The following is a 26,186-nucleotide window of genomic DNA, read 5'->3' as shown; positions in this document are numbered from 1 at the left end:
CTCCGTTGACGGTGTTGCATGGAGATAGATGGGCGTTTCGCCAATCTTCTTTAGGCAAACAAATTCAATTTATTCGCGGTCCTGATCTTCCTTAGCTCGGTCGTATGTCGCGACTGCGCCGCGTACGTGCGTCTCTGAATACCCAAATTTCTCAGTCATCCGGCGCATTGCCTCTTCGTACCGGACGCCGTCATTTCGAAGCCCGTTGAACTGCTCGCCGATATCAATCCAATGCCGCGGAAGTGCACGTGTCCTCCCGCGTGGTCTCTTCGACGGCTTGAGCATGCCGGCGGCCAGCCGTTGCACTACTGCGCCCGCCTTGCCTGAGCGCAGGAGATCGATCAACAGCGTTTTGGCGTCCTCGATACGCCCCTCGCTTAGCGCCGATTCAATTGGAATCGCCTGAAGGCTGAACCCTTTCGGAAGTGGTGCCATTCACTTGCCTCCGATCGCATCGGAGATCTTTCCAGCGATCACGTTGGCTGCGGCGCGTGTCGGGTTGACGTCGACATGCGCGTAACGTTGCGTCGTCGCCGCGTCGGCGTGGCCTAATAGCTTGCCGATGATCTGCAGCGACATGCCGTCGCCAGCGCCGACACTGGCGAAAGTATGGCGAAGATCATGAAGGTGAACGTCCCCTAAGCTGGCCCTGCCTGCAATAGCAGCCCATGGCTTCTTTAGATCGGCGCGCGGTGCCTCATGCTCCGTTGCTGCTGAGTGACCGGCGATCACATATTTGCCAATGCGAGGCAGGCTATCAAGCTCCGCCTGCGCGGCTGCAGAAAGCACAACGGTTTTCTTCCCTGTTTTTGAATCGGGCAGTAGCAAAAGGCCGCGCCTTTCGTCATATTCGGCCCACCTCAAGTTTAGGATTTCCCGCAACCGGCAGCCGGTCAACATCAGCAGCCGAATGGCTCCCGTCACGTGTGGCCCGTAGACGGTCCTGTTCTTCTCTTTCGGCGCGTGCTTGCTGGCGGACAACTTGTGTGGAATGCCAATCGTTTCGGCCTCGCGCATGGCGTCGCCAAGACGTGCCATTTCCTCCGCGGTGAGGTACCGCTCGCGGGATTCCTCACGGTTACGATCGATCTTCGCAGCGGGATTAGTTCCTTCGGGCACATAGGCGCGCTTGGCGCCCCAAACATAAGAGGCGGAAAGCAAAGCCATCGCGCGATTTGCACTGTAGCGAGCCTTCTTCGACATAGCTGAGTGGGCACGCTGGACGTCAACGCGGGTAAGGGCAAAGGCTTTTGTGGCGCCAAGCAGCGGCTCGATGTGCTTGGCCAGCGTGATCTTGTAGAACGCGCGCGTTGACGCCTTCATTTCCTTACCGGCGATATAGTCCTCGACCAGCTTCTTGACTGTGCAACTGGCCCGTTCGTCCGACCGCTCTTTGACCAAATCCTTGCCAAGCGCAGCGTTCGCAATCGCCCTGCGCGCCGCCTCGCGCGCCTCGCTGGCTTTTAGTGTACCGACGCGGCCGAGCTTCAATCGCTTCTTGGCGCCGCCAGCCACCGGCCGATATTCGGCGAAATACGTTCCCGTGTTGCCTGTCGTCCGGTAGAGGCCAAACCCGGCCAGGTCATCGTCGAAGTAGTATGTTGTCTTGTTCGGCCTTGCGCCTTCCATGATGCCTGAAACTGCCGCTGCCGTGATCTTGATTGTAGCCACGCCCATCCCCTTTATAGCCACTATGTAGCCAGCATTTAGGCATAGGCAGTGTGTTAGTCAAGCGGGCTTAGGTTGGACAACGTTGTATTTCTGCCGATTTTGCCTACTTTGTGCAACGCTAGGAATGGCTATAAAACCGGATATTTTAAACTGGGGGTCAAGGGGTCGTCGGTTCGAATCCGGCCACTCCGACCATTTTTAGACAGGGCTTGCCCCCAAAGGTCCTGCTTCTCAAATCACCAACATTCATCCTTGGCAGAGGTCGACCCATTCGGCGTTGACGATTTGTGCCATGCGCTGCGGGCTGAGCCTTACAGCGGCGTTGGTGGCGCCGGCCGCGGGCACGACTTCATCGAAGGCGCGCAGCGAGACGTCGCAATAGACCGGCAGCGGCGCCGGCAGGCCGAATGGGCAGACGCCGCCGACGGGATGGCTGGTAATCGCGACAACCTCGTCGGCGTCAAGCATGCGCGGCTTGCCGCCGAAACGGTCCTTGAATTTGCGGTTGTCGAGCCTCGACATGCCGCCGGCCACGATCAGCATGGTCTCACCGCCGAACGGCTGCAGCGATACCAGGCCAGGCGGGTCGCACCGCATGTCAGCAACGCAAGGCGCATCCCCCGTGCGGGAGATGTGTTCGGGCTGCTGCCTTGGTAGGTCGCAATGGATCAGGGCCGGCGCTGATGCTGTGCTCCCACGACCAACCGGAGAGATCATCATGCTCAAGCTCGCCTCGGCTCTGGCGCTGCTGCTTGTCGGGACGGCGCCGCTGCTTGCCGACGACATGCCGATAAACGCGGACGCCATCAAATGGGGCCCTGCTCCTGCTGTCTTGCCCGCCGGCGCGGACATGGCTGTCATCGCCGGGGACCCCTCGAAGGATGGCATCTACGTGCTGCGGTTGAAGCTGCCGGCCGGCTACAGGATTGCCGCGCACAACCATCCCACCTCGGAATATGTGACGGTGATTTCCGGCAATTTTCATATCGGCATGGGCGACAAGCTCGACGAGACCAAGGGCATCGAACTGACCGCCGGCGGCTTCGGCGTAGCCCCACAGGGAATGAACCATTACGCCTGGACGACAAGCGCTACGATCGTCCAGGTTCATGGCGAGGGGCCGTTCGCGATCACCTACGTCAACCCGGCGGACGATCCGAGCAAGAAGTGACATTCGCCGTTGGGCGAATGCAACAAGCCCGCCAGGGCAAACCATGGCGGGCTTGTTGAACGACGCTTGGCCGTTGTTTATGAAACGGACCGGTTTTCCACAGGCGCCGTGGGCGCCGGGGCATCGATCAGGGCCGTTTCCGGCAATTGCAATGCTGCGGCGATCCGGCGAAGTTTCGTCGGATCGGTGTCCTTGCCGCTCTCTATGTCGGCAATCTCGCTGGTCGACAGACCGCAGGTCAGGGAAAGCTCTTCAATACTGTATCCCTTTGTCTCCCGGATGGCTTTGAGGCCGGGGTGCTCGAGCGCAACGTCGGCCGCCAGCCTGGAGAAGGGTTCGTGTTTTGCAGTTTGGGCCATTGGCAACTCCATGGGGCTAAAGAGTTTTGGATCAAATGATAGGGTGTTGCCTGAGAGCCGGGACAATGCCCGCTTGACGGCGATTTGCCAAGGCCCAAACCGACCGTCACAGCATCGTGAACCGGCGTCAAAACCGCAGGCGCCAGGGCACATATAGGATCTCCGCCCCGATCTCCCAATCAAGTTCTTTTGAAGGGCCGCAGGCCGAAGTGTTCAGCGGTTTTGCGCCGCTCGCGCGTTAGCCTGATGTTGCTGGCAGCCGCATCGGGCCAGCTTTTCCCAAGAGGATCAGATCCATGACATTCAAGACATCAGCCATCGTGCTCGCCACGATTTCAGGCCTCGCTGGCGCGAGCATGGTCGCGGCGCAAGCCGCCGAGGCCGTGCGCATTCGCGGCACGGTGACCGCCTTTGCCGGAGCGACGCTGACGGTGAAGACCCGCGAAGGCGCTACCGACGCCATCGCGCTGGCTGAAGGGTGGAAGATTTCCGGCGTCGCCAAGGCGGATGCCGGGGATATCAAGCAAGGCGATTTCCTCGGCATTGCCTCTGTTTCGAAGGCCGATGGCGGCAGCGGCGCGCTCGAGGTGGTGATCTTCCCGGCCGCGCTGAAGGGCGCCGGCGAAGGCGACCGCCCGTGGGATCTCGAGCCCAACAGCCGGATGACCAACGGCACGGTCGCCGATGTCACCGAGATTGCAGGTCGCACGGTGACGCTGACCTACGACAATGGCCAGAAAAAGCAGATCGCGATCCCGCAGACGACGCCGGTGGTGACCTTCGCGCCGGCGACGCCCGCCGACCTCAAGCCTGGCGCTGTGGTGTTCGTCAACGCCGAGCGCGGCAGTGACGGCAAGCTGACCGCGGGCCGGGTCGTTGTCGGCACAAACGGCGTCATTCCGCCGATGTAAGTTGCCGACGAAGCCGCCAGACACAATCCAGAAACAAAATTCTACAGTCCGGAAAAACTGTCGAAAAGTTCGGAGGCGATAGTCATGACTGCGGGGTTCACCGGCACCGATCTTGCTCGGTGACGGCCAAATTCAGCCCGCGCAGAAAAGGAAACGAAGTCATGAAGAAGTCCCTCCTGTCGGCTCTCGGGCTGGCTTTTGCCCTGGCTGTCTCTCTGCCGCTCATCGGCGCCAGCAGCGCCGACGCAGCACCGCTGCACAAGAAGCATCACCACCATCATCATCATCACAACAAGCATCACCGCCATCACCATCACCACCACCACCACCACCACAAGAAGGTGGAGGCCAAGAAGGCCTGACACGGCCGACTTGCCCAACGGGAAGGCTGGCCCTGGAGTCCTCGCCAAGGCCGCCTTCCCGTTGGTTTTTGCCAGGCGACACGTGGAAAAGCTGAAGGCAGGATTCGATGGCGCCGATGCGCCAGAACGCGAGCAACCACAGCGCACCCCAACGAACGTATCAGGCGCAAGGCCGACAACACAGCGGTTGCCAGTTGCAGGACACCACGGGTCTCTCAATGCTGTCGGAACCCGCTAGGACGGCGCCGCGAACGCGAGCACTATTGCGATCAAAATCAAAAGCGGTCCCATCCATTTGAAATGCTTCGCGACCTGCAGCCACCATGGCTGCTGACCTTTCTGGGCCTGAAAAGGACTTTGGAGCAGCCCAAAACCAACGCCTGTCATCCACAGCCCAGCGCAGAACATGATGAACTCGTCGATGTAATTTGCGACCACGCCCGTCTCCTCCGCCGGTACCTTTGGACTGGCGTTATAGTCGCAGCCGGGAGTGGCAGAAAGCGCGGTGCCAAGTGGCGGCAATGACTGCTGCCGCTACCTGACAAGAGCTGGCGCGGACTAGGTCTTGGCCGGCCATTTGGGCACGCCACGGTGTGACCTTCGCATGGGATGCCGCGCCGCTACCTCAGCGGCCTTCACGCGAAAATGCATGATCGATGCCGGCCCCGCCAGGCGCCGTCCGTTGGCGAAGGCTAAAAATCGACGTCGCGAAAAAACGCGAAGAAAATTCGAACCACGCATGAACCTTTGCTTTGGAGGCCGCACTAACCGGCATGGACGCCGAGAAGGCGATCCCAACACAGAAGGACGCCATGGTGGCGATCCTCGATCCAGAGAAGGAAATGCTCAAATGACCAACTTCAAGCGCATCACGCTCGCCGCGGCCCTCATCGTCTCGGCCTTCGGTTCGGCTTCCGTTCCGACCTCGGCTTTCGCCAACGGCACGCATCCCACGGGCGACGGCGGCGCGGTTTGCAAGGGCTCCGGTCATTGCCTGGTGCTCTCGATCGAGTGCAAAGGCACCTATACCGACGCCACGGACAAGAATGGCACTGTCTATGGCAAGTGCAGCCAGACCGCGCAGGTTTCGCCGCAGGCCAAGATCAAGCTCGCCAAGTAATCGGCCGCAGATCAGGGAAATGGCGGTCGTCCGCGAGACGGCCGCCATTTTCTTTTTGTTTTCGTGAATTGTTTTAGCGCCGGCTGAGCAACAAGCTGGCGAGAAGGCCGACCACGACCAACCCAACAGCAGCGGCTGTTGCCGGACGATCGCGCGCCGTCTTTTCGATCGCCCTGCCCTGCTTCCTGATCGCCGGCAGCGCATCGCTGACAAGGTCGGCAAGCTGCCCATAATAGTCCGAAGCGGCATCGCGCCCGTCCTCGTAGTAAGCACCGCCGCGTTTGGCCACGACTTTGCGCAACGCGGCGAGCTCTTTGGAAAGGGTCGCGACCTGCTTTTGGAGATCGAGATCGGAGAGGGTCGAAAGCGATACCATGATTGTTTTTCCTTCTTTTGAGAGAAGGCCAAACGCATGGCCGCAGAACCGGTTCCGGTCTGCTTGCCCGAGGGCAGCTGAAAGGTTAGCGCACCTGGTCGAGCAGGCGCTTGCACTCCAGGAGGTCAAACAGCGCCTCCTGCAGCAAGGCCCGGTTGTCGCGCGACAGTTTCGATGCGCCGGGCTGGACCGGACCTTCCTCCTCGGTCTTGCCCAGGCCGAAAAAGCGGCGGCTGGGTTTTACCTTGGGCTGACCGACCAGCATCTCGTCATCCATGCCGCGCGGCTGGGCGGCTGGCGTCAGCGGCACCTGATCGGCCTGCCTGCGCTGCGAGATCGCTTCGACGGCAGCCATGTCGCCATTGCCGATGGCGACCAGGAAATGGTTGCCGTTCTCGCGCAGCAGTTTCTGCACGCCCTTGATCGTGTAACCCTGGTCGTAGAGCATGTGGCGGATGCCCTTGATCAGTTCGACATCCTGCGGCCGGTAGTAGCGGCGGCCGCCGCCGCGCTTCATCGGCTTGATCTGGTTGAAACGGGTTTCCCAGAAGCGCAGCACGTGCTGCGGCAGATCGAGATCCTCCGCGACCTCGCTGATGGTGCGGAAAGCGTCGGGGCTCTTGTCCATGGGCGAAATCCTCACGCTGGACGGCGATCCGGCCCAGTCTGCCGAATCGGGTATCATTTCAGCGGTTTATGAAACAATATTCAAGCCCGGCGTCAAAACGGCCCGGCGTTTTCAACCGAAGCCTGCGGCAGAACCTATTTGCCGCCCTTGGCCTTGCTGTTCTGGTGCGAGCGCAGGATACGGCTTTTCAGCACGTTCGACGACTTGAAGGTCATCACCCGGCGCGGCAGGATCGGCACTTCCTCGCCGGTCTTGGGATTGCGGCCGATGCGTTCGTTCTTGGAACGGACGTGGAAGGTGGCGAAGGACGACAGCTTCACCGTCTCGCCGCGTACGATGGCTTCACAGATTTCGTCCAGCACCGCTTCGACGAGTTCTGCCGATTCAGTGCGTGACAAGCCGACCTTACGGTAAACAGCTTCGGCAAGGTCGGCGCGCGTAAGTGTCTTTCCCCCCATGCGACCGTCCCATCAGTTCAAAAAACATAAATCGATACAGGTAAAGGCAGAGCCTAAGTAATTGATCCGGCAAGGTCAAGGACCGAAACCGGACCGTTCGGCACTTACCAGCGAACGAGAACCGCGCCCCAGGTGAAGCCTCCGCCCATCGCTTCCAGGAGCACGAGATCACCCTTCTTGATGCGACCGTCGGCGAAGGCCACCGAAAGCGCCAGCGGCACGGAAGCAGCCGAGGTGTTACCGTGCAAATCGACGGTGACCACCACCTTTTGCTCAGCAATCCCGAGCTTCTTGGCCGAAGCGTCAATAATGCGTTTATTGGCCTGATGCGGCACGAACCAGTCGAGGTCGTCGGCGGTTATGCCGGCCTGCGAAAACGTCGCCTCGATGACATCGGTGATCATGCCGACGGCGTGCTTGAACACTTCGCGGCCTTCCATCCTGAGATGGCCGACCGTGCCGGTGGTCGAGGGACCGCCATCGACGAAAAGCTTGTCCTTGTGGGCGCCGTCGGAGCGCAGGCTCATCGCCAGCACGCCACGGTCGGCAATGCCGCCGGTGCCCTCATCCGCTTCCAGCACCAGCGCGCCGGCGCCGTCGCCGAACAACACGCAGGTCGAGCGGTCGCTCCAGTCGAGGATGCGGGAAAAGGTCTCCGCGCCGATCACCAGCACGCGCTTGGCGAGGCCGCCTCTGATGTAGAGGTCGGCGGTGGTCACCGCATAGACGAAGCCCGAGCACACCGCCTGCAGGTCGAAGGCAAAGCCGTGATGCATGCCGAGCCGGTTCTGGATCTCGACGGCGGTCGCCGGAAAGGTGTTGTTGGGCGTCGAGGTCGCCAGCACGATCAGGTCGATGTCGGCAGGCGAAAGACCAGCATTGTCGAGCGCTGCGCGCGCCGCCGCCTCGCCCAGGGATGCCGTCGTCTCGTCATCGGCGGCGATATGGCGCTGGCGGATGCCGGTTCGCTGGGCGATCCACTCGTCCGAGGTCTCGACCATGCCTTCGAAATCGGCATTCTTCATGATGCGGCGGGGCAGCGCAGCACCGGTGCCGCGCACGACTGATCTGATCAAAGCTCTTTCCTATTCCTTTTCGTCGACGGTGGCGTCGGATTTCCTGCTTGCCTGGGCATGCGGGTTGCGCGCATGGAACAGGTCGAGATCGGCCTCGATGCGGTCGATCAGATTGTTGCGCACCATGTCGTAGCCAAGCTCGATGGCCGCCGCGAAACCGTCCGAATCGGCGCCGCCATGGCTCTTTACCACGATGCCGTTCAGACCCAGGAAAACACCGCCATTGGAGCGGCCCGGATCGAGCTTTTCGCGCAGGCGGTCGAAAGCGCCCTTGGCGAAGACATAGCCGATCCTGGCCATCAGCGTGCGGTTCATCGCGGCGCGCAGATAGCCTGAGATCTGGCGCACAGTGCCTTCTGCCGTCTTGAGCGCGATGTTGCCGGCAAAGCCCTCGGTGACGACCACGTCGACCGTGCCCTTGCCGATGTCGTCACCCTCGACGAAGCCATGATAATTCATCGAGGCCATGTTGGCCTCGCGCAGCATGCGCCCGGCTTCCTTGACCTCTTCCTGTCCCTTGATCTCCTCGACGCCGACATTGAGCAGGCCGACTTTCGGCCGGTCGATGCCGAACACCGAGCGCGCCATGCCGGTGCCGAGAATGGCAAAGTCGATCAGCTGGTGCGCATCGGCGCCGATGGTGGCGCCGACATCCAGCACCACGCTCTCGCCGCGCATCGTGGGCCAGATCGCCGCGATCGCCGGACGGTCGATGGTCGCCATCGTGCGCAGGCAGAATTTCGACATCGCCATCAGCGCGCCGGTATTGCCGGCCGAAATGCAGGCCTGCGCGCTGCCACTCTTGACTGCTTCGACAGCCTTCCACATCGACGACTTCCAGCGGCCGTGGCGCAGCGCCTGGCTCGGCTTGTCGTCCATCCTGACCGCGACTTCACAATGGTGGAACTCGCTGACCTCGGCCAGTTTGGGGAATTTGGCGAGTTCGGGGCGCACCAATTCCTCGCGCCCATATATGACGAAGCGGATGTCGGGACGCCTGACGGCGACCGTCATGAGTGCCGGGATGACCACGTTTGGCCCGTGATCGCCACCCATGGCATCGATGGAAATCCTGATCACGCGGTCTTTATCTCACTAGCTTGGGCCAGGGCACATGGCCCGCGAAAGAAATACGAAACTCGCGAAATTCAGGGGCTCGCGAAGGTTCGGCGAAAATAGCGGTTTTGGGCTGCCGCACAACCGGCTTTTCTCCGATCGCTTCGTGTTTTAGGATTTTCCAAGCAAGGATCGCAGCTTTTGCTGGAATTCATTCTCGACGGGCTCGTTCGGGCCGGCGGCATCGAGCGAGGCGCCTGCCTTGCGCGGATAGGGATCGATCGCCAGCCCGAAGAACTGTTCGGCGAGCGCGCCGACGTCGATCGTGTCGCCGGAGAAAGTTTCCGGGCTGTCCGGCCCTTCGGCGTCGAGCAGGATTTCGCCACCGCCTTCGAAACCTTGCCGTCCGAGTTTGGATTGTTCGGGCAGGAACAGCGCCTCGACCTCTTCGTCGATATGGGCCGCGACCGGCTCAAGGGTGACGATGCAGGCCTGGGTGATATCAGCCTCGACGCGGCCGCTGACCTTGACGCCATTGCGCTTCCACGGCGCCACCAAAAGCTCAGCACGGTAGTTTTCGACCGAAAGCAGCTCGTGCTCGCGCGCAAGCATTGCGCGCTGCGCGGCGTCGGCGTCGATCACCACCTGCAAACCTTTGTGCGGCAGGCGGCCGACATTGGCCGCAAATGAGACCGGGCTAGGCGTGTCCACATGTTTCATCTTGGTCTCCCCTCCTCACTCCGCTTTCGCGACGGGAAACGCCACGGCACCGGAAACGATCGATTCGGACGGCTGTGCTTCAAGCTGCCTTGCGGCATCGATTACATAGGACGCCAGCGGCAAGGCTTGCGGCCAGGCGCCGGCATCGGGTCTGACATTGCGCGCCAGGGCGGCAGCAAGCGCGTCGCGGTCGCTGCGTTCCAGCGCGTCGTCATAGGCGGCGGTACGGCCGTAGAACATTTTGGCCAGCCTCTTCATGCGCTTGGGCACGCCGACATCGCCAACGCCCAGTTCCCGCAGCGAATGCTCGACATCGAGAAAGAACTCGTCGATCAGCACCTGCGCGACCTCATGCGCGACGCCCTCTTCGCCGCGGAGCCGGTGCTGAAACAGGAACATATGCAGCGACAGCATCTCGAAACGGCCGAGCGGCGTATCCGGCACATTCCAGTGGGAATAAAACACGGTCTGCCGCGCCGCCGCCACGATTTGTGCGTAAAGCGCCTCGGTGATAGCGCGGTTGGCGTTGCGTTCGCGGCCAAAAAGGCGCTGGAACATTGAGGGTGGTCTCCTGGGGACCGATTGTTTGAATGGGCCTTGTTGCATCGGCAAGCAAGCTGGTTTACCGGTTTTGCCGCCCAGCGCAAGTTGCGGCCAGCTAATGGAGTTGTTGTTGCGCGCGCTGAAATTCAAGTCGACTTTTCTGCCTGGGGCCACCGCCGCGGTTTCGCTGGTGCTGGTGGCTTCCGCGCTGTCGGGCTGCAATTCGTCCAAGATGTTCGGCGACCTTAACCCTAGCGAGACGCTGACGCAGGGCTATGTTATCGACCAGCAGGCGGTCGATTCGGTGCCGGTGGGCTCCAGCCGCGAACAGGTGCTTCTGGCGCTCGGCACGCCATCGACGAAAGCCACCTTCGACAATGAGGCGTTCTATTACATTTCGCAGACGCGCAAGCGCTATGTCGCTTTCGACAAGCCGCGCCTGGTCGACCAGAAAGTGCTCGCGGTCTATTTTGGCGAGGACGGGCGCGTCACCCAGATTGCCAATTACGGTCTGAAGGACGGTAAGATTTTCGACTTCATCTCGCGCACCACGCCGACCGGCGGGAAGGACCAGAACTTCCTCAGCCAGATCATCAAAGGCGCCAGCAAGCTGGCGCCCCCCATTCCTGGCGGCGGCGCCTAAGAAGCGACCGCCTTCCTCAGATTTTTGCTTCCCCCGAAGCGACACCATCTCAGGCGACCAAAAACCCGCGGGAGCGATCCTGCGGGCTTTTGTTTTGAGGTCATGCGGCCGCAACACCCGTCGCGCTTTGCAGCGCGTGGCCTGTTCGGCCGCCGGGCTCCAGCGAGGCGCGGTGCACAGCCGCACTCTGCCGCGCTTCCGAAGGCGTCATGCCGAAATGCCGGCGGAAGGCGTGGTTGAAGGTCGAGAGATCGCCGAAGCCGGCGTCGAAGGCGATGGCGCCGATGGTGCGGTGTGCCAGGCGCAGGTCGGATAGCTTGCTGCAAACCAGCGCCAACCGCCGGCCAAGCACGAACTGCGACAGCGAGGTCCCCTCACCCTCGAACAGCTTTCTGATATAGCGCGCGCTGACGTGGTGGCGCCCGGCCAGCGCGTCGGACCCGACATCGCCGGAAGCCAGATTGCTTTCGATATCGGCTTTGATGGCGCGCAGCCGCGCGGCGCGTATGCCGCGACCTGCGGCGACCTCGGTGGCGTCCTGCGTTGCCCCAACCACGACCGCGACAAGGTCCTGTATGTGCTTGGCGGCAAGCCAGCGCAATTCGGATGCGGCCAGGTTCGGCTCCTGCATCAGCAGACGGACATAGCTGGTCAGCAGCAAGAACTTTTCGCCCACGCATGACATCGGCGTCATCAGGGCGGCATCCGCATTCGCAGCCATGGGCCCGAGCGCTGCCTTGGGGATGGTGATGAAGAGATGATGCGACATCGCCCGTTCGATCACATGCGGATCAGAGGAGGACAGAAGGATTGCCTGGCCGGCCTCGATGCTGGCCTCGCGGCCGAGATGCGAGAAGGTGGCAGCGCCCTCCAGACACATGAAGAAAATGTAGTCATCGGTCCCCTTGGCCATGGCGCGGGAACGGATGGTGCGGAAGGCGGTGGTCCTCGAATCGGCAATGCCGACGCCCGGTAGCCGCAGGATGGTCGCGTCGACGGAGAGCTTTTCCTCCGTGACGTTAAAATCCATGTCGGTCACCATCCGGCGCAACAGGTCGCAATAGACGTTTCGCCATTCCGCTCGCGGCCACATGGCGGTCGAAAAGCGCGCATGCGCAAACTCGGGGGGTCGAATAGTCATGGGGTACTCCCAAGCGATTGTCTTCATTTCACTGTCGTTCGTAGTCGAGGCTCGTTCCATGAACGGCCTCTCATTCGACGGCGGCAATCGGGGGGCGCTGGATGGCTACAATGATTTGCGCACTTGGACAAAAGACTATTTACGAAGCTATGGATGAGCTTTGTTCATTCATGCTAAGGAACCCATGGGCGGGATCGGGTAACGGCAGATGACAAGACGGCTTCCACAACTGGAATCCATTCGGGCTTTCGAGGTCATTGCCCGGCTGGGCAGCTTCAAGCGCGCCGGCGATGAGCTGAATGTTACGCCAAGCGCGCTCAGCCACCGCATCGCCGATCTCGAAGCCGATCTCGGCGTGCTTCTGTTCACCCGCCATGTCCGCCGCGTCGAACTCACGCTTGAAGGCGAAAGATTGTCCGCGGGCGTGCGACGTGCATTGCTGGAAATCCAGAGCACGGTCGCGAGTGTCGCGCGCAACGAGCGCACGAGGCTGAGGGTCACCGCCATTCCTTCGCATGCCGTGCGCTGGCTGGCCCCGCGTCTGCACAGGTTTCGCAAAAAGCATCCCGAAACAGAGATCGACATCAATGCGGATCTTGCAGTCGTCGACCTTTCGCAGCGAACAGTCGACATCGCATTGCGCTTCGGCGGCGGACACTATCCGGCCGTCGAGACCGAATGGCTGATGGCGGATGCGATCTTTCCTGTCGTCAGTCCCGACTATCTCGCCGCCAACGGCCCGGTCAGAGACCAGCACGATGTGCTGCGACTGTTTCGCATCCTCGACACGACGGCCGAAAATGACGAGAGCGGCGCCAATTGGCGCCACTGGTTCGAGAGAAACAATCTGCCGCTGGATACGGTTGGCGACGGCATGAATCTGAATGGCACCTTGTTGGCGGTCGAAGCGGCGGCGAGCGGTCTGGGCGTCGCTATCGCGAGGAAGTCGCTGGTCGAGAGCGATTTGCGCACCGGCAGGCTCGTCCGCCTCCTGACCACGGACATACCGACGAACTGGAACCACTACGTCGTCGTGCACCCGTCCATCTCCGCCTGGGAGCCTGCCAGATCGTTCATCAACTGGCTGAAGGCGGAAGCCGGCGACAGCGCCGGCGCCGGTTGACCTCGGCGGCCGTTTGGGAACTCTCCTCGGGAGGACAGCAGAAGGCGCCCCCCGGTGCTCAAGGACTCATTGCACCGGCCGGTTGCTCATCCTTGCGGCCCGACTGGTTCGCGGCCTTGGCGGCAAGCGCTGCCGCCATCTGGCTCTCCAGCTCGCGCAGCTTGGCGTCGAGTGTCGCCATGCCACCCCAGCCGAATGTCGCGCGGTACAGCGGTGCGATCTCGGGCGTCAGGAATTCGACGAGGGTTTCGTCCTCGACCCAGACCTTGAGCACCTTGAACAGGCGCGCATCGATCAGCTCGTTATGCCAGCCCATGCGGGCGGCAATGCCCTGGATGGTTTCGGTCGAATTGGGCGTGCTGAGCAGCACATGCGAGCCGGAGCGCAGGCGCATATTCGGATCGAAGCCGATGCCGAGCGGCGCTTGCTGATCCAGAACCGTGCCGCACGGCAGGATTTCGATCAGCGAGCCGAAATCGTCGCCGAGGCAGACGAACCATGCTCCCTCAGGAAATGGCGGCGACGGCGCACGAACCGCAGTGGCGACAAGCATTTCGGCAAGGACGCTGGCGACGGCCTGCGGATCGCGGGCGTTGAATGAAGCGTGGTGCAGCATGGCAATACTCCTGTTTTCAACGGCGGCGGCCGGCAGAAGTGCCGACCCATGGGGTGGCGTTCCGCAAAAACTGAATCATCGGCTGAGCGTCAGGATGACCGCGGCAAACAGGCAGGCGTATTCGGCCAGTCCAAGCACAAGGCGCAAATTGTGGTTGGCCGCCCAGTTGTCGCGGGTCTGCGCCCAATCATCGGGGATGGTCACCGGCGTCCAGCTCTGCACCTGTTTGTTGAGCGGCACCTGACGGCTGACGGTGAAGCCAATGTCGATCACCACCAGCGCCGCGGCGACGATGGTCAGGATGCGCGGCAGGCCGGCATCGACCGCAAACATCGCCATCGCCGCGATCAGCACCAGCGTCGTCAGCCTGACGAACGGCATCACCCGGGTAAACGTCCGGTCGCGCATCTGATGCATGGCCATGTACTGGCCGGCGGTAAGATCATCGATGCGAAAATCGTGGATTACACCCGAGACGTAGATGCCGGCAATAATTCCAGCCAGCGCAAGCGAAGCCGCCATCAAGAAAATGTCCATGTCTTTTCCCTGCCCGAATGTCGTTTCCCTGGCCAAAATCGCCGCAGAGGCGAGCCCGACACCGCGTCGATCGCAATGTCCTGGCCAATGGCCCGGGTATTAAAGCAGGCGAACGGTCCGGGCTTGGGTAGGATGGAACGATGTTTTGGGCAACGCGGCCCTCCGATTGCGTCGGAAACATCAAGTGCCGTGAGATCGAAGCCTATCAGCAAACCTTGACGCGTACTTGCCAGCGACCGGTCAAATTCGTATCAGACCGTGCTGGCCAATGGCGCATCACGCTGAATTGGGAGGAGCATCCGTGCCGGAAAAAACCCGGACAAAACCGACAGGCTGGATGGCGACCGGAACGGCTGACGGCCAGGTGGTCACGCCTGACTGGATACCCATCGAGCCGGTGGCGATCGATGGCGTGAGGGTCAAGGAGATCAGGCCGGTCGCAACCTCCACCGGCTATCTGACCGAGATCTTTCGCGAGGAGTGGGAGCTCGATTCGGAGCCGGTCGGCCAGGTCTTCCAACGGACCTTGTATGCCGGCGCGGTGACTGGCTGGCATGCACACGCGGTGACCACCGACCGGCTGTTCTGCTGCGTCGGCAGCGTTCGCATTTCGCTGTTTGACGGACGCAAGGCCTCGCCGACCTTCGGCGCCGTCTGGCACAAGATTATCGGCCCGTTGCGCCCGGCGGTCGTCATCATTCCACCCGGAATATGGCACGGTGTTGTTTCGCTCGGAGCGGAGACGGCGGTGCTGCTCAACCTCGTCGACAAGGCCTATGCCTACGATCAGCCCGACCATTGGCGCCTGCCGCCAGACACCGACCACATTCCCTACAGACTGGTGTAGCGTGGAAGCATCGGCGCAGCGCGATCAGGCCGGCGGCGAACCGCTGGTTTCGATCGTGATCGCGACGCACAACCGGCCGGCAGCACTGCGGCAGGCATTGACCAGCGTCATGCGCCAGACGTTGCAAGACTGGGAAGCCTTGGTCATCGGCGACGGTTGCAGGCCGGACACGGCGGCCGTTGTCGCTGAATTTGACGATGCCCGCATCGTCTACATCGATCTTCCTGTCAATTTCGGCGAACAGTCCGGTCCCAACAATATCGGCTTTGCCAGGGCGCGTGGCCGCTTCGTCGCCTTGCTCAACCACGACGATCTGTGGTTTCCCGACCATTTGGCGGCGATGACCGGCTGGATCGACGCCTCGGGCGCCGACGTGGTGCTGGCGCGCGGCGCCGTCATCCAGCCGCCGTCGGCGGCCGGCAATCCTGTCAATTCGATCTTCGGGATCGGCAGGGACGGTTTTTACGACCCCGTCACGACGGAAGGATTTGGCTCGGCACACATGTTTCGCCGCGCTTCGTTCAGCCTGCTCGGACCTTGGCGACCCGCCAGCCAGTGCTTTTGCGAAAGCTCGCAGGACTGGCTGTTTCGGGCATGGCGAAAGGGCGCGGTGATCGCGACGATGCCGCACCTCACGGTGATCAAGTTGCATTCCGGCATACGCAAGGGTTCCTATCTCGGCGACAATGCGCAGGAACAGAAGGATCTTCTGGACGCCATGCAGACGCCGGACGCCTTGCGCGTGAAAATCCTTGGCTGCGCGGGCGAACCCATTCGCGTGGCAGCATCGAGTTATCTCAGGCGCAGGCTGATGGCGGCTCTTGGCATCCATCCCCGCGCCCGCGCCTTCCGCCGCAAGTATAAGCGAGGCGCCTTCCTTGCCAAGCTGCGGCGCCTGCGTGGCCTGGCGCCGATGCCTGAGCGCGAACCTGGCGTGAGCGAATTGCTGGATCGCTACAGCAAGCGCGGCGATGCCGGGACCGAGCCGGATGAGGGTTGACTGCCACCAGCGTAAATCTCAAACAAAAACCGCGGGATCGCTCCCGCGGGTTTGTTCCTGAAGCAGTGGCGTTGCCTTAGCCGTGCGCGAGCACGGCCAGCAGCAGAAGCGCCACGATGTTGGTGATCTTGATTGCCGGGTTGACCGCCGGGCCGGCGGTGTCCTTGTAGGGATCGCCAACCGTGTCGCCGGTGACCGAAGCCTTGTGCGCTTCGGACCCCTTGAGGTGCTTGACGCCGTCCTTGTCGACAAAACCGTCCTCGAACGACTTCTTGGCATTGTCCCAGGCGCCGCCGCCCGAAGTCATCGAGATGGCGACGAATAGGCCGTTGACGATGACGCCGAGCAACGAGGCGCCGAGCGCCGCAAAGGCGGACGCCTTGGAGCCCGAGATCAGCTGCACGCCGAAATAGACGACGAGCGGCGCCAGCACCGGCAGCAGCGAGGGGATGATCATTTCGCGGATCGCCGCCTTGGTCAGAAGGTCGACGGCGCGGGCATAGTTTGGCTTGGAGGTGCCGGCCATGATGCCCGGATCCTCGCGGAACTGCTTGCGCACTTCCTCGACGATGGCGCCGGCCGCACGGCCGACGGCCGTCATGGCGATGCCGCCGAACAGGTACGGGATCAGACCGCCGAAGATCAGGCCGGCTACGACGTAGGGATTGGAGAGGTCGAAGGAGACATCGCCCATGCCCTGGAAGTACGGATATTTGTCGCCATTGGCGGCAAAGAACTTCAAATCGTTCGAATAGGCCGCAAACAGCACCAGCGCGCCAAGACCGGCCGAACCGATGGCATAGCCCTTGGTCACCGCCTTGGTGGTGTTGCCGACCGCGTCGAGCGCGTCGGTGGAGTGGCGCACTTCCTTGGGCAGGCCGGCCATTTCAGCAATGCCGCCGGCATTGTCGGTGACCGGGCCGAAGGCGTCGAGGGCGACGATCATGCCGGCCAGGCCGAGCATGGTGGTGACCGCGATCGCCGTGCCGAACAGGCCGGCGAGCTGATAGGTCGAGATGATGCCGCCGACGATGACGATTGCCGGCAGTGCGGTCGATTCGAGCGACACCGCAAGTCCCTGGATGACGTTGGTGCCGTGACCGGTCACCGAGGCCTGGGCGATGGAGTTCACCGGGCGCTTGTTGGTGCCGGTATAGTATTCGGTGATCACCACGATGAGACCGGTCACAACGAGACCGATCAGGCCGCAGATGAACAGGTTCTTGCCGATGATGGTCATGCCGGCGACGGCGCCGACCTCGCCCCAGCCGACAGTTGCCGAGGTGGCGACGCCGAGACCGACGATCGACAGCAGGCCGGTGACGATCAGGCCTTTGTAGAGGGCGCCCATGATCGAGCCGTTGGAACCGAGCTTGACGAAGAAGGTGCCGACGATCGAGGTCAGGATGCAGGCACCGCAGATAGCGAGCGGGTAGAGCATCGCCGCACCCAGAGCCGCGGTGCCGCCGAAGAAGATGGCGGCCAGAACCATGGTGGCAACGACGGTCACCGCATAGGTTTCGAAGAGGTCGGCGGCCATGCCGGCGCAGTCGCCGACATTATCGCCGACATTGTCGGCGATGGTGGCCGGGTTGCGCGGATCGTCTTCGGGAATACCGGCTTCGACCTTGCCCACGAGATCGCCGCCGACGTCGGCGCCCTTGGTGAAGATGCCGCCGCCCAGACGGGCGAAGATCGAGATCAGCGAAGCGCCGAAGCCGAGCGAAACCAGCGCATCGATGACGATGCGGTCATTGGGCTGCAGGCCCATCGGGCCGGTCAGAATATAGTAGTAAATCGACACGCCGAGCAGCGCCAGGCCAGCCACCAGCATACCGGTGATGGCGCCCGACTTGAAGGCGATGTCGAGACCGGCGGCGAGGCTGTTGGACGCCGCCTGCGCGGTGCGCACATTGGCGCGCACCGAGACGTGCATGCCGATGAAACCGGCGGCGCCCGAAAGCACGGCGCCGATCAGGAAGCCGACCGCGGCGGTGATCGAAAGCAGCCACCAGGCGAGCACGAGCACGACCACGCCGACGATGGCGATGGTGGTGTACTGGCGCGCCAGATAGGCCTGCGCGCCTTCGCGGATGGCGGCGGAGATTTCCTGCATGCGTGCATTGCCCTGATCGGCTGCAAGAACCGATCGTGTCGCCCAGATGGCGTAAAGAATTGAAAGCAAGCCGCAGGCGATGACGGCAGAAATGATGGTCATTGCCGAATTTTCCTCGATTGATGGCCCAAAAGAACCCCTCCCTGGGCCGTTGGTGCGGGGAGCGGATAAGCCTAGGCGGAATCCGTCCTTCGCAGCGGTGTATGCGAAACAGGGCTCGGAACGTCAAGATATTGTTCGGTTTTTGCCCCGCTTTCAGCCAAAAGGTTTAGGCCACAACATTCCCATTGCCGATGCCCTGCTATTAGATCGATTGAAATGACGCCGCGTCAGTCAATGCTTTGCCCGCAGTCCAGCGAAGGTCAGTCGCCAGTCTCCTGCCCCATCTTGCGCGCGGTGTAGCGCTCGATGGCGGACAGTCCGTCATAGATCAGCACCGCCAGCGCCGCGACGATCAGGCCGCCTTGCAGGACGAAGGCGAGATTGTTGGATAGCAGGCCGGCGATGATCACCTCGCCCAGCGTCTTGGCGGCAACCGTCGAGCCGATCGTCGCCGTGGCCAGGCTGATCACCACCGACAGCCTTATTCCGCCCAGAATGATCGCGGCGCTCAGCGGCAATTCGACCTTGACCAGTCTTTGCCAGCCCGTCATGCCGGCGCCGCGCGCGGCCTCCATGATGTTGCCCGGCAGCGTTGTGAGGCCGGTCAGCGCGTTCTCGAAGATCGGCAGCAGGCCGTAGAGGAACAGCGCAATCAGCGTCGGCTTCTCGCCGAAACCGACGGCGGGCACCGCCAGCGCCAGCACCGCCACCGGCGGAAAGGTCTGGCCGATATTGACCAGACTGCGCGACAGCGGCAGGAATTCGGCGCCCGCCGGCCTGGTCACCAGGATGGCAAGCGCCACGGCAACGATGGCAGCGGCGACGGTAGCGATCAGCACGGTCCTGAGATGCAGCAGGGTCAGCGTCAGCAGGCTGCCCTGATTGTAGATCGCCGGCGCATTGTTTTCGGTCAGCGGCTTCAACAGCGGCTCGAACCAGCCGGGATTGGTGACGAAGGCTATGAGAAGCACCACCAGGGCAAGCCTGAGCAGCGAAGGCAGCCAGGCTTTTAGACCGGCCCCTTTCATGCCGGCCTCGCCGCGCGCTTCACCAGCCCGTCGACGGTGACGCGGCCGAGCAGCTTGCCGTCTTCGCCCTTGACCGGCAGCGCCGGCCGGCCCGACCACAGAAGCTCGGCCAGCGCGTCGCGCTGGCTGGCGTCGCCTGGGATCGCCTCGCCTTCGGCAGTCCCCTTTTCCACGGCGTCGCGCACGCGGCCGAGCGACAAGAGCCGGAACGGCTTTTCGCTGGCGCCGACCAGGGTTTCGACGAAGGCGTTCGCCGGCCGCGCCAGGATCTCTTCTGGCTTGGCGTATTGCACCAGCTTTCCGGCATCCATGACGGCGATCTTGTCGCCCATGTGGACCGCCTCCTCCATGTCGTGGGTAACGAGGATGATGGTGGTGCCGAAGCGCTTCTGGATTGCCAGCAGGTCCTCCTGCGCCTTGGTGCGGATGATCGGGTCGAGTGCGCCGAACGGTTCGTCCATCAGAAGCACATTGGGCTCGGCGGCGAGCGCGCGGGCGACGCCGACACGCTGCTGTTGCCCGCCGGACAGTTCGTGCGGGTAGCGCGGGCCATAGGCCTCGGGGTCGAGCTGGTAGAGTGTCATCAACTCATCGACGCGGGCCTTGATGCGGTCCTTGTCCCAGCCCAGCAGGACCGGCACGGTGGCGATGTTCTGCGCAACGGTGCGGTGCGGGAACAGGCCGTGGCCCTGGATAGCGTAGCCGATGCTGCGGCGCAGCTCGTAGCCGGGCAGCGTGCGGTTGTCGTTGCCGTCGAGCTTGATGACGCCGGCGGTCGGCTCGACCAGCCGGTTGATCATTCGCAGCAGCGTCGTCTTGCCGGAACCGGAGGTACCGACAATGACGCAAACCGTACGCGGCTCGACGACCATGGACACGTCGTTGACCACGGTCGTCGCGTCATAGCGCTTGGTAATGCCTTCGATCTCGATCATGCCGTTTCAACCCTGCGCCTGGTGGCGGTCATTTCGATCACTGCGTCGAGGATGATGGCCGCGGCGAAGGCCAGCGCTACCGTCGGCACGGCGCCGAGCAGCACCAGGTCCATTGCGGTCTGGCCGACGCCCTGGAAGACGAAGACGCCAAAGCCGCCGCCGCCGATCAGTGCGGCGATGGTGGCCAGGCCGATGTTCTGCACCAGCACGATGCGGATGCCGGTGAGGATCACCGGAAAGGCCAGCGGAAACTCGACGCCGAACAGGCGCTGGCCATCGGTCATGCCCATGCCGCGCGCTGCATCATTGGCCGCGCGGGGTACGCCGGCAAGCCCGACCACGGTGTTGGCCACCACCGGCAGCAGCGAATAGAGGAACAAAGCCACGAAGGCGGGCGCGGTGCCGATGCCTCTGATACCGAGCGCTGCGGCACCCGGAACATGCGCGGCGACCCAGCCTAGCGGCGCGATCAGCAGGCCGAACAGCGCGATCGAGGGTATGGTCTGGACGATGTTGAGCACATTGAGCACGCCGGCCCGCAACCGTTCGACGCGGTGGCACAGGATGCCGAGCGGCAGGCCGACGATCACCGCCGCCGCCAGCGAACCCAGCGCCAGTGTGATGTGCTTGGAGCCTTCGGCCCAGAAACTATCGGCGCGGTTTGCATATTCCTTGAGGAGCGACAGGCTGTCCCACTGCCCCGATATCAGCAACGAGCCGATGGCCAGCGCCGCGAGGACGAGCACGCCGATGCGGGCAGGTGGCGACAGGTTGAGCCTGGTCAGCACGTCGGCGAGCAACAATGTGAAGGCAAAGATCAACAGCCAGAACCCGGAAGCCGGCGAGATGCGGGCGAAGGTGTTGCCGGCCGGCGTCAGGAAGGTGCCGGCGACACCGATCAGGATGGCAAGGGCGGCGAGCGCCACGACGCTTGCGGCCAGGCGCAGGACAAGCGGGGTCTTCAGCAAGGCAACAATTGCGGCCACGACGACGACTGCCAGCAGCAGCGGCCCGATCGTTGCGGGCAACGCCTCCAGCATCGAGCGCGCCTGACCGGGGACGATACGATTGGCGCGGAAGGTGGCGAACGGGGCCAGAAACGCCGCATTGGCAACGATCGCCGCGATAACCATGCCGAGCTTGTCGAAACGCAGGGTCATGGATGCCCCTCATGAGGAGCGATTTTCCACGTTGCGCAGACTACGCTGGTGATCGGCGAAAGCCGACGCGAAATCCGATCTCCCCCTTTGCGGGGGAGATGGCCGGCAGGCCAGAGGGGGGTGTGAAGGATCGCCAGCTTTCGAGCGTCGGCCTGTTCAGAAGCAACCCTGTCGAGGCACGCACCTGCTACCGGTTGTGAGGTCGGCGGGACAGCACCCCCCTCTGTCCTGCCGGACATCTCCCCCGCAAGGGGGGAGATCAGCAGCTTCCAGAGAGGGGTGTCTCGCACCAGCGTCACGATCAGCTATGCGCTGACTACTTCAAAAACCCGTTCTTCTTCAAAAAGTCCTCGGCAACGCCCTTGACCGGCTCGCCTCCGACCTGGACGCGGCCGTTGAGTTCCTGCAGCGTGACGAGGTCGAGCTTGGCGAACACCGGCTTCAACAGCGTCTCGATCTCCGGATGCTCTTTCAGCACCGCTTCGCGGATGATCGGCGCCGGCTGGTAGACCGGCTGCACGCCCTTGTCGTCGGCGAGCACGACCAGGCCGGACGGCGCGATGCCGCCGTCGGTGCCGTAGACCATGGCGGCGTTGGCGCCGTTGGTCTGGTTGGCGGCAGCACCTATTGTCGCGGCGGTGTCGCCGCCCGAAAGCGTGATCAACTGCTCGGGCTTCAGCGTGAAGCCGTAAGTGGTCTGGAACGCCGGCAGGGCTGCCGCCGAATTGACGAACTCAGCCGACGCCGCCAAAACCACCGTGCCGCCGCCGGCGACGTATTTGCCGAAGTCGGTCAGGGTCGCCAGCTTGTTGGTCTCGGCAACCTCCTTGCGCAGCGCGATCGCCCAGGTGTTGTTGGCCGGTGACGGCGACAGCCAGACGATCTTGTTGGCATCATAGTCGAGCTTCTTGGCGGTCTCATAGGCCTTGGCGGCATCCTTCCAGACCGGATCGTCGGCCTTCTCGAAGAAGAAAGCGGCATTGCCGGTGTACTCGGGATAGATGTCGATCTCGCCGGCAGTGATCGCCTTGCGTACGACCGGCGTGCCGCCGAGCTGGATGCGGTCGGTGGTCTTGATGTTGTTGGCGTTGAGCACAAGCTGGATGATGTTGCCGAGCACGCCGCCCTCGGTGTCGATCTTCGAGGAGACGACCACCTGGGCATTGGCGGAGGCGGCCGTGATGCCGAGCGCCAACGCCGCCCCGGCCAGAATCTTGACTGAAAACATTGTGAAAACCCCTTGCTTTGGACCGAAATGCGGTGGCCGCATATGAGCATGGCTCCAACGCCCCGTCGGGGCACACGGTTTCATAACAATGGGTACAGACGCAATAATTTTGTGCGGTCGCCGCGATTTCGGCCGACGCCATGCTGACAGGTCGTGCCAAGCCAAAGATAGAACCGGATCAGGCGCGGGCTTTGCGTGATCCGGTCAGTTTGAGCGCGCCAAGGGCGACGAAGCAGAGGGCGACGACCGGGAAAACCAGCCAGTTCAGCATCTCCCAGCCCCACGCATTGTAGATGGCGCCCGACATTAGCGAGGCGAAGGCGACGGAGCCGAACAGGACGAAGTCGTGGAAGCCCTGCACCTTGCTCTTTTCGGACGGATGGTAGCTGTCGGCGACCATGGAGGTGGCGCCGATGAAGGCAAAATTCCAGCCGAGGCCAAGCAGGATCAGCGCCGTCCAGAACTGCCATAGATGCAGGCCGGACAATGCCACCGCGGCGCAGCCGATGAGCAGGACCAGGCCGGTTGCGACGATGCGTTCGGCGCCGAAGCGATGGATCAGCGATCCGGTGAAGAAGCTCGGCGCAAACATCGCCATCACATGCCAGGAAATGCCGAGCGTGGCGTCGTCCGTCGACAGGCCGCAGCCGACCATGGCCAGCGGCGCGCCGGTCATGACGAAACTCATCAGCGCATAGCTGCCGACGGCGCAAAACAGTGCCGCGACGAAACGCGGCCGGGTGACGATCTCGGACAGCGGCCGCGCGTCGCTTGACGCGACTTCCGCGTGGCCGGGAGCCTTGGCCGGGATGCGCAGGAATGACAGGATGATGGCGCCGGCCGCCGCCAGAACCGGAATGGCCACGAACGAGCCGGCAAACATCACCGGCGCCAGCAATTCGCGGGTGAAGATGACGATCTGCGGCCCGAGGATCGCGGTGATGACGCCGCCGGCCAGCACGAAGGAAATGGCGCGCGCCTTGAATTCGGGCGGAGCATTATCGGCGGCGGCGAAGCGGAACTGCTGGACGAAGGCGCCGCCGACGCCGATCACCAGCAGCGCGAAAGCGAACAGCCAGAAGCTGGCGTGGAACAGTGCCAGCGTGGAGATGACGCCGCCAAGCGCGGTCACGATGGTGCCGGTCATGAAGCCGCCGCGCTGGCCGAGCCAGCGGATGATGGCCGCGGCCGGCAACGCGCCGAGCGCCACGCCGATGTTGAAGCCGGTGATTGGCGCCGTTGCCAGCGACTTATCGGGGCCAAGCAGATATTGCCCGGCCAGCCCGCCCATGGAAATGGCAATCGGCGCGGCCGAACCGATAATCGCCTGCGACGTCGCCAGGATGATCGCCGTGCGGCGCGCTTCCCTTGCTGCGCCGGGGACGGTGCCGGTCACAATGCGTCCTTGCCGCGCCCCTCGCCCCGCACCCGGCGCGACACACGGTCGAGCACGGCGTTGGTCAGCTTCGGCTCGTCTTCCTCGTAGAAGGCCTTGGCGATGTCGACATATTCCGAAACGATGACGGCCACCGGCACGTCGTCGCGCTTCATCAGTTCGTAGACGCCAGCGCGCAGGATGGCGCGCAACGTCGAATCGAGTCTGGACAGCGGCCAGTCTTCCGTCAGCGCCTGGCGTATGATCGGATCGATGGTCGTCTGGTTCTCGACGACGCCGGCCAGGATGGCGCGGAACCACTGCGCGTCGGCCTCCCGATAAAGCGCGCCGTCGACTTCCTTGCCGAGCCGGAACGCCTCGTATTCGGCGGTGATCTCGAAGACGCCGCTGCCGGCCACGTCCATCTGGTAAAGCGCCTGCACGGCGGCCAGACGGGCGGCGCCACGCTTATTGGCATGGCGTGTCGCGGGCTGGCCGGGCGAAGCGGGTTCGCTCACGATTGCGCTCCCAGCTTCTCCTTGAGCGCGATCATGGTCAGCGCCGCGCGCGCGGCAAAGCCGCCCTTGTCGCCCTCCGAGCGCTTGGCGCGCGTCCAGGCCTGCGCGTCGTTCTCGGTGGTCAGGATGCCGTTGCCGATCGCAATCGCTTCCTGCACCGAGAGATCCATCAGCGCGCGGCTCGATTCATTGGCGACGATGTCGAAATGATAAGTGTCGCCACGAATGATGGTGCCGAGCGCGACAAAACCATCATAGTCCTTGCCGCCCTCGCCCATGCCGTCGAGCGCAAAAGTGATCACTGCTGGAATTTCCAGCGAACCGGGAACGGTGATGACGTCATAGGTCGCGCCGGCTTCGTCGAGCGCGCTCGTCGCGCCGTCGAGCAGCGCGTCGGCAAGATCGTCATGAAAGCGCGCCTCGATGATCAGAAGGTGGGCCTTCTTCTTCGGGCGAATGAACGCTTTGCCGTGTTGGGATGTGCCTGCCATGAATGTCTCCGGGGGTAGCCGGTGACTTAGGCCGAAGCCGGTTTGATCGCAAGCGGAAGATTGCTGGAGGTGAGGCCGTCAGATACCGGTAGCCTCGCGATACCGACGCACTGTATCGCGAAGACGATCGTTTATGGGCTGAGCATTGATCAGAGCTTCAGGGAAAACCTTGCGATCGTTGACCGACAAACTGAGGCCGAGCGCGTCCTCAGTGTGGAGCTCTTCCCGCTGCCCGAAGTGAATTTCGTCTCTTGTCATCACAAACCTTCCTTCGCGGCCTCGACCAGCCGCGCGGCGTAGCGGGCCATGGTGTCGATCTCGAGGTTGACCTTGTCGCCGACCTTGCGCTCGCCCCAGGTGGTCACGGTCAGCGAATGATGGATCAAAAGCACGTCGAAACGGGCGCCTTCGACCTTGTTGACGGTGAGTGAGGTGCCGTCGAGTGCGACGGACCCTTTGGGCGCGATGAATTTCGCCAGTTCGCGCGGCGCCTCCAGCGTGAAGCGAACGGCATCGCCTTCATCCTTGCGCTCGGCGATTTCGGCCATGCCATCGACATGACCCGACACGATGTGGCCGCCGAGTTCGTCGCCGATCTTCAGTGCCCGCTCGAGATTGACCTTGGTGCCTGATTTCCAGCCCGACGCCGTGGTCAGCCTCAGTGCCTCTTCCCAGGCTTCGACCTCGAACCAGCGGGCGTTCGAGCCGCCATCTGGCAGCGCCGTCACCGTCAGGCAGACGCCGCCGCAGGAGATCGAGGCACCGATGGCGATCGTCGCGGGGTCATAGGCGGTGTCGATGCGCAGGCCGACGCCTTCGCTCAGCGGCTTGACGGCCGCGACGGTGCCGATATCGGTGACAATTCCAGTGAACAT

32 protein-coding genes and 1 pseudogene are annotated in these 26,186 nt (G+C 62.8%); 8 read left to right on the top strand and 25 right to left on the bottom strand.

Going from position 1 to position 26,186, the window contains the following annotated elements; translation table 11 throughout:
* Positions 1 to 69: 69 nt before the first annotated feature.
* The 3 genes and pseudogenes from NKI32_RS07825 to NKI32_RS07815 all read right to left on the bottom strand — a co-directional run.
* On the bottom strand, positions 70 to 435 hold the full coding sequence (locus tag NKI32_RS07825; protein ID WP_353002455.1) for a hypothetical protein: 366 nt from the start codon (positions 433 to 435) through the stop codon (positions 70 to 72).
* Entirely contained in the window at positions 436 to 1,671 is a 1,236-nt protein-coding gene (locus NKI32_RS07820) for a tyrosine-type recombinase/integrase (RefSeq protein ID WP_196814992.1), read from the bottom strand.
* 246 nt (positions 1,672 to 1,917) lie between these two features.
* Positions 1,918 to 2,226: pseudogene (locus NKI32_RS07815) on the bottom strand (YbaK/EbsC family protein); the annotation flags it as partial.
* A gap of 163 nt (positions 2,227 to 2,389) precedes the next feature.
* Between NKI32_RS07815 and NKI32_RS07810 the strand changes: the two are divergent.
* Positions 2,390 to 2,842, top strand: a complete 453-nt coding sequence (locus NKI32_RS07810; protein ID WP_023715404.1) for a cupin domain-containing protein — start codon at positions 2,390 to 2,392, stop codon at positions 2,840 to 2,842.
* Positions 2,843 to 2,919: 77 nt separating this feature from the next.
* Here the strand turns inward: NKI32_RS07810 and NKI32_RS07805 are convergent, their stop codons facing one another.
* A complete protein-coding gene (locus NKI32_RS07805) occupies positions 2,920 to 3,201 on the bottom strand; it encodes a helix-turn-helix domain-containing protein (protein ID WP_023715403.1) in 282 nt (93 codons plus the stop codon).
* 296 nt (positions 3,202 to 3,497) lie between these two features.
* On the opposite strand from NKI32_RS07805, the gene NKI32_RS07800 reads away from it, so the two are divergent.
* Complete coding sequence (locus NKI32_RS07800; protein ID WP_023669379.1) at positions 3,498 to 4,112, top strand: hypothetical protein; 615 nt, start codon at positions 3,498 to 3,500, stop codon at positions 4,110 to 4,112.
* Between the two features lie 161 nt (positions 4,113 to 4,273).
* The gene (locus NKI32_RS07795) at positions 4,274 to 4,474 is read left to right on the top strand and encodes a hypothetical protein (protein WP_352787983.1); all 201 of its coding nucleotides are present in this window, start codon (positions 4,274 to 4,276) and stop codon (positions 4,472 to 4,474) included.
* Between the two features lie 234 nt (positions 4,475 to 4,708).
* Here the strand turns inward: NKI32_RS07795 and NKI32_RS07790 are convergent, their stop codons facing one another.
* Positions 4,709 to 4,912: a hypothetical protein gene (locus NKI32_RS07790; RefSeq protein WP_023669377.1), complete on the bottom strand. Its 204-nt coding sequence runs from the start codon at positions 4,910 to 4,912 to the stop codon at positions 4,709 to 4,711.
* 412 nt (positions 4,913 to 5,324) lie between these two features.
* Between NKI32_RS07790 and NKI32_RS07785 the strand changes: the two genes are divergently transcribed.
* On the top strand, positions 5,325 to 5,594 hold the full coding sequence (locus NKI32_RS07785; RefSeq protein WP_023669376.1) for a hypothetical protein: 270 nt from the start codon (positions 5,325 to 5,327) through the stop codon (positions 5,592 to 5,594).
* Between the two features lie 73 nt (positions 5,595 to 5,667).
* Here NKI32_RS07785 and NKI32_RS07780 read toward each other — a convergent pair whose 3' ends face one another.
* From NKI32_RS07780 to NKI32_RS07750, 7 genes are all read right to left on the bottom strand, one after another.
* Positions 5,668 to 5,970, bottom strand: a complete 303-nt coding sequence (locus tag NKI32_RS07780) for a hypothetical protein (RefSeq protein WP_353002454.1) — start codon at positions 5,968 to 5,970, stop codon at positions 5,668 to 5,670.
* 85 nt (positions 5,971 to 6,055) lie between these two features.
* Entirely contained in the window at positions 6,056 to 6,598 is a 543-nt protein-coding gene (locus NKI32_RS07775) for a MerR family transcriptional regulator (RefSeq protein WP_023669374.1), read from the bottom strand.
* A 134-nt stretch (positions 6,599 to 6,732) separates the two neighbouring features.
* Positions 6,733 to 7,056, bottom strand: a complete 324-nt coding sequence (locus tag NKI32_RS07770; RefSeq protein ID WP_006201891.1) for an integration host factor subunit alpha — start codon at positions 7,054 to 7,056, stop codon at positions 6,733 to 6,735.
* A gap of 104 nt (positions 7,057 to 7,160) precedes the next feature.
* Positions 7,161 to 8,132, bottom strand: a complete 972-nt coding sequence (locus NKI32_RS07765; protein ID WP_352671432.1) for a beta-ketoacyl-ACP synthase III — start codon at positions 8,130 to 8,132, stop codon at positions 7,161 to 7,163.
* A gap of 9 nt (positions 8,133 to 8,141) precedes the next feature.
* Entirely contained in the window at positions 8,142 to 9,212 is a 1,071-nt protein-coding gene (gene plsX / locus NKI32_RS07760; RefSeq protein ID WP_023700539.1) for a phosphate acyltransferase PlsX, read from the bottom strand.
* A gap of 147 nt (positions 9,213 to 9,359) precedes the next feature.
* Positions 9,360 to 9,908, bottom strand: coding sequence for a YceD family protein (locus NKI32_RS07755; RefSeq protein WP_023715400.1), 549 nt, complete (start codon positions 9,906 to 9,908; stop codon positions 9,360 to 9,362).
* 15 nt (positions 9,909 to 9,923) lie between these two features.
* Positions 9,924 to 10,466, bottom strand: a complete 543-nt coding sequence (locus tag NKI32_RS07750) for a ubiquinol-cytochrome C chaperone family protein (protein ID WP_023669369.1) — start codon at positions 10,464 to 10,466, stop codon at positions 9,924 to 9,926.
* A 115-nt stretch (positions 10,467 to 10,581) separates the two neighbouring features.
* On the opposite strand from NKI32_RS07750, the gene NKI32_RS07745 reads away from it, so the two are divergent.
* Positions 10,582 to 11,094: an outer membrane protein assembly factor BamE gene (locus NKI32_RS07745; protein ID WP_023669368.1), complete on the top strand. Its 513-nt coding sequence runs from the start codon at positions 10,582 to 10,584 to the stop codon at positions 11,092 to 11,094.
* Positions 11,095 to 11,194: 100 nt separating this feature from the next.
* On the opposite strand, the gene NKI32_RS07740 is transcribed toward NKI32_RS07745, so the two are convergent.
* Positions 11,195 to 12,235, bottom strand: a complete 1,041-nt coding sequence (locus NKI32_RS07740) for a helix-turn-helix domain-containing protein (protein ID WP_352671435.1) — start codon at positions 12,233 to 12,235, stop codon at positions 11,195 to 11,197.
* A gap of 208 nt (positions 12,236 to 12,443) precedes the next feature.
* Between NKI32_RS07740 and NKI32_RS07735 the strand changes: the two genes are divergently transcribed.
* Positions 12,444 to 13,358 carry a LysR substrate-binding domain-containing protein gene (locus NKI32_RS07735; protein WP_023753646.1) on the top strand — a complete coding sequence of 305 codons (915 nt, stop codon included), beginning with the start codon at positions 12,444 to 12,446 and terminating at the stop codon, positions 13,356 to 13,358.
* Between the two features lie 58 nt (positions 13,359 to 13,416).
* On the opposite strand, the gene NKI32_RS07730 is transcribed toward NKI32_RS07735, so the two are convergent.
* Positions 13,417 to 13,974 carry a hypothetical protein gene (locus NKI32_RS07730; protein WP_023715398.1) on the bottom strand — a complete coding sequence of 186 codons (558 nt, stop codon included), beginning with the start codon at positions 13,972 to 13,974 and terminating at the stop codon, positions 13,417 to 13,419.
* A 75-nt stretch (positions 13,975 to 14,049) separates the two neighbouring features.
* Positions 14,050 to 14,511 carry an anthrone oxygenase family protein gene (locus NKI32_RS07725; RefSeq protein WP_353002450.1) on the bottom strand — a complete coding sequence of 154 codons (462 nt, stop codon included), beginning with the start codon at positions 14,509 to 14,511 and terminating at the stop codon, positions 14,050 to 14,052.
* Positions 14,512 to 14,812: 301 nt separating this feature from the next.
* Between NKI32_RS07725 and NKI32_RS07720 the strand changes: the two genes are divergently transcribed.
* Both NKI32_RS07720 and NKI32_RS07715 read left to right on the top strand, forming a co-directional pair.
* The gene (locus NKI32_RS07720; RefSeq protein WP_245259899.1) at positions 14,813 to 15,358 is read left to right on the top strand and encodes a dTDP-4-dehydrorhamnose 3,5-epimerase family protein; all 546 of its coding nucleotides are present in this window, start codon (positions 14,813 to 14,815) and stop codon (positions 15,356 to 15,358) included.
* Position 15,359: 1 nt separating this feature from the next.
* A complete protein-coding gene (locus NKI32_RS07715) occupies positions 15,360 to 16,358 on the top strand; it encodes a glycosyltransferase family 2 protein (RefSeq protein WP_353002448.1) in 999 nt (332 codons plus the stop codon).
* 76 nt (positions 16,359 to 16,434) lie between these two features.
* Here NKI32_RS07715 and NKI32_RS07710 read toward each other — a convergent pair whose 3' ends face one another.
* The 10 genes from NKI32_RS07710 to NKI32_RS07665 form a co-directional block, all read right to left on the bottom strand.
* Positions 16,435 to 18,576, bottom strand: coding sequence for a sodium-translocating pyrophosphatase (locus NKI32_RS07710; RefSeq protein ID WP_352625361.1), 2,142 nt, complete (start codon positions 18,574 to 18,576; stop codon positions 16,435 to 16,437).
* 260 nt (positions 18,577 to 18,836) lie between these two features.
* Entirely contained in the window at positions 18,837 to 19,604 is a 768-nt protein-coding gene (locus tag NKI32_RS07705; RefSeq protein WP_031196635.1) for an ABC transporter permease, read from the bottom strand.
* Positions 19,601 to 20,539: an ABC transporter ATP-binding protein gene (locus tag NKI32_RS07700; RefSeq protein WP_023819344.1), complete on the bottom strand. Its 939-nt coding sequence runs from the start codon at positions 20,537 to 20,539 to the stop codon at positions 19,601 to 19,603. The genes NKI32_RS07705 and NKI32_RS07700 overlap by 4 nt, the downstream gene beginning before the upstream one ends.
* Positions 20,536 to 21,699, bottom strand: coding sequence for an ABC transporter permease (locus NKI32_RS07695; protein WP_352625364.1), 1,164 nt, complete (start codon positions 21,697 to 21,699; stop codon positions 20,536 to 20,538). Before NKI32_RS07695 ends, NKI32_RS07700 begins: the two co-directional genes overlap by 4 nt.
* 316 nt (positions 21,700 to 22,015) lie before the next feature.
* Positions 22,016 to 22,927, bottom strand: a complete 912-nt coding sequence (gene osmF, locus NKI32_RS07690) for a glycine betaine ABC transporter substrate-binding protein OsmF (protein WP_023689505.1) — start codon at positions 22,925 to 22,927, stop codon at positions 22,016 to 22,018.
* Between the two features lie 178 nt (positions 22,928 to 23,105).
* A complete protein-coding gene (locus NKI32_RS07685; RefSeq protein WP_023705069.1) occupies positions 23,106 to 24,323 on the bottom strand; it encodes an MFS transporter in 1,218 nt (405 codons plus the stop codon).
* Positions 24,320 to 24,820 (bottom strand): transcription antitermination factor NusB, encoded by a 501-nt coding sequence (gene nusB, locus NKI32_RS07680; protein ID WP_023669355.1) that lies wholly within the window; start codon positions 24,818 to 24,820, stop codon positions 24,320 to 24,322. The genes NKI32_RS07685 and nusB overlap by 4 nt, the downstream gene beginning before the upstream one ends.
* The gene (ribH, locus tag NKI32_RS07675; protein ID WP_023669354.1) at positions 24,817 to 25,311 is read right to left on the bottom strand and encodes a 6,7-dimethyl-8-ribityllumazine synthase; all 495 of its coding nucleotides are present in this window, start codon (positions 25,309 to 25,311) and stop codon (positions 24,817 to 24,819) included. The genes nusB and ribH overlap by 4 nt, the downstream gene beginning before the upstream one ends.
* Positions 25,312 to 25,389: 78 nt before the next feature.
* Complete coding sequence (locus tag NKI32_RS07670; protein ID WP_352511371.1) at positions 25,390 to 25,569, bottom strand: hypothetical protein; 180 nt, start codon at positions 25,567 to 25,569, stop codon at positions 25,390 to 25,392.
* Positions 25,569 to 26,186 carry a riboflavin synthase gene (locus NKI32_RS07665; protein WP_023708666.1) on the bottom strand — a complete coding sequence of 206 codons (618 nt, stop codon included), beginning with the start codon at positions 26,184 to 26,186 and terminating at the stop codon, positions 25,569 to 25,571. Before NKI32_RS07665 ends, NKI32_RS07670 begins: the two co-directional genes overlap by 1 nt.

Origin of the sequence: Mesorhizobium sp. M0761 (assembly GCF_040320205.1) — a bacterium.
GTDB lineage: Bacteria > Pseudomonadota > Alphaproteobacteria > Rhizobiales > Rhizobiaceae > Mesorhizobium.
The sequence above is the reverse complement of the archived record's forward strand: the minus strand, read 5'-3'. Positions and strand labels throughout refer to the sequence as shown.

What these genes read in the sequence shown, in the direction of transcription:
- NKI32_RS07670 (WP_352511371.1), bottom strand. Translation starts at nt 25,569, where the DNA reads ATGACAAGAGACGAAATTCACTTCGGGCAGCGGGAAGAGCTCCACACT.
- NKI32_RS07810 (WP_023715404.1), top strand. Translation starts at nt 2,390, where the DNA reads ATGCTCAAGCTCGCCTCGGCTCTGGCGCTGCTGCTTGTCGGGACGGCG.
- NKI32_RS07735 (WP_023753646.1), top strand. Translation starts at nt 12,444, where the DNA reads ATGACAAGACGGCTTCCACAACTGGAATCCATTCGGGCTTTCGAGGTC.
- NKI32_RS07710 (WP_352625361.1), bottom strand. Translation starts at nt 18,576, where the DNA reads ATGACCATCATTTCTGCCGTCATCGCCTGCGGCTTGCTTTCAATTCTT.
- NKI32_RS07695 (WP_352625364.1), bottom strand. Translation starts at nt 21,699, where the DNA reads ATGACCCTGCGTTTCGACAAGCTCGGCATGGTTATCGCGGCGATCGTT.
- NKI32_RS07805 (WP_023715403.1), bottom strand. Translation starts at nt 3,201, where the DNA reads ATGGCCCAAACTGCAAAACACGAACCCTTCTCCAGGCTGGCGGCCGAC.
- NKI32_RS07700 (WP_023819344.1), bottom strand. Translation starts at nt 20,539, where the DNA reads ATGATCGAGATCGAAGGCATTACCAAGCGCTATGACGCGACGACCGTG.
- NKI32_RS07800 (WP_023669379.1), top strand. Translation starts at nt 3,498, where the DNA reads ATGACATTCAAGACATCAGCCATCGTGCTCGCCACGATTTCAGGCCTC.
- NKI32_RS07775 (WP_023669374.1), bottom strand. Translation starts at nt 6,598, where the DNA reads ATGGACAAGAGCCCCGACGCTTTCCGCACCATCAGCGAGGTCGCGGAG.
- NKI32_RS07795 (WP_352787983.1), top strand. Translation starts at nt 4,274, where the DNA reads ATGAAGAAGTCCCTCCTGTCGGCTCTCGGGCTGGCTTTTGCCCTGGCT.
- ribH (WP_023669354.1), bottom strand. Translation starts at nt 25,311, where the DNA reads ATGGCAGGCACATCCCAACACGGCAAAGCGTTCATTCGCCCGAAGAAG.
- NKI32_RS07725 (WP_353002450.1), bottom strand. Translation starts at nt 14,511, where the DNA reads ATGGACATTTTCTTGATGGCGGCTTCGCTTGCGCTGGCTGGAATTATT.
- NKI32_RS07825 (WP_353002455.1), bottom strand. Translation starts at nt 435, where the DNA reads ATGGCACCACTTCCGAAAGGGTTCAGCCTTCAGGCGATTCCAATTGAA.
- NKI32_RS07785 (WP_023669376.1), top strand. Translation starts at nt 5,325, where the DNA reads ATGACCAACTTCAAGCGCATCACGCTCGCCGCGGCCCTCATCGTCTCG.
- NKI32_RS07755 (WP_023715400.1), bottom strand. Translation starts at nt 9,908, where the DNA reads ATGAAACATGTGGACACGCCTAGCCCGGTCTCATTTGCGGCCAATGTC.
- NKI32_RS07730 (WP_023715398.1), bottom strand. Translation starts at nt 13,974, where the DNA reads ATGCTGCACCACGCTTCATTCAACGCCCGCGATCCGCAGGCCGTCGCC.
- NKI32_RS07780 (WP_353002454.1), bottom strand. Translation starts at nt 5,970, where the DNA reads ATGGTATCGCTTTCGACCCTCTCCGATCTCGATCTCCAAAAGCAGGTC.
- NKI32_RS07770 (WP_006201891.1), bottom strand. Translation starts at nt 7,056, where the DNA reads ATGGGGGGAAAGACACTTACGCGCGCCGACCTTGCCGAAGCTGTTTAC.
- NKI32_RS07750 (WP_023669369.1), bottom strand. Translation starts at nt 10,466, where the DNA reads ATGTTCCAGCGCCTTTTTGGCCGCGAACGCAACGCCAACCGCGCTATC.
- NKI32_RS07665 (WP_023708666.1), bottom strand. Translation starts at nt 26,186, where the DNA reads ATGTTCACTGGAATTGTCACCGATATCGGCACCGTCGCGGCCGTCAAG.
- NKI32_RS07705 (WP_031196635.1), bottom strand. Translation starts at nt 19,604, where the DNA reads ATGAAAGGGGCCGGTCTAAAAGCCTGGCTGCCTTCGCTGCTCAGGCTT.
- NKI32_RS07740 (WP_352671435.1), bottom strand. Translation starts at nt 12,235, where the DNA reads ATGACTATTCGACCCCCCGAGTTTGCGCATGCGCGCTTTTCGACCGCC.
- osmF (WP_023689505.1), bottom strand. Translation starts at nt 22,927, where the DNA reads ATGTTTTCAGTCAAGATTCTGGCCGGGGCGGCGTTGGCGCTCGGCATC.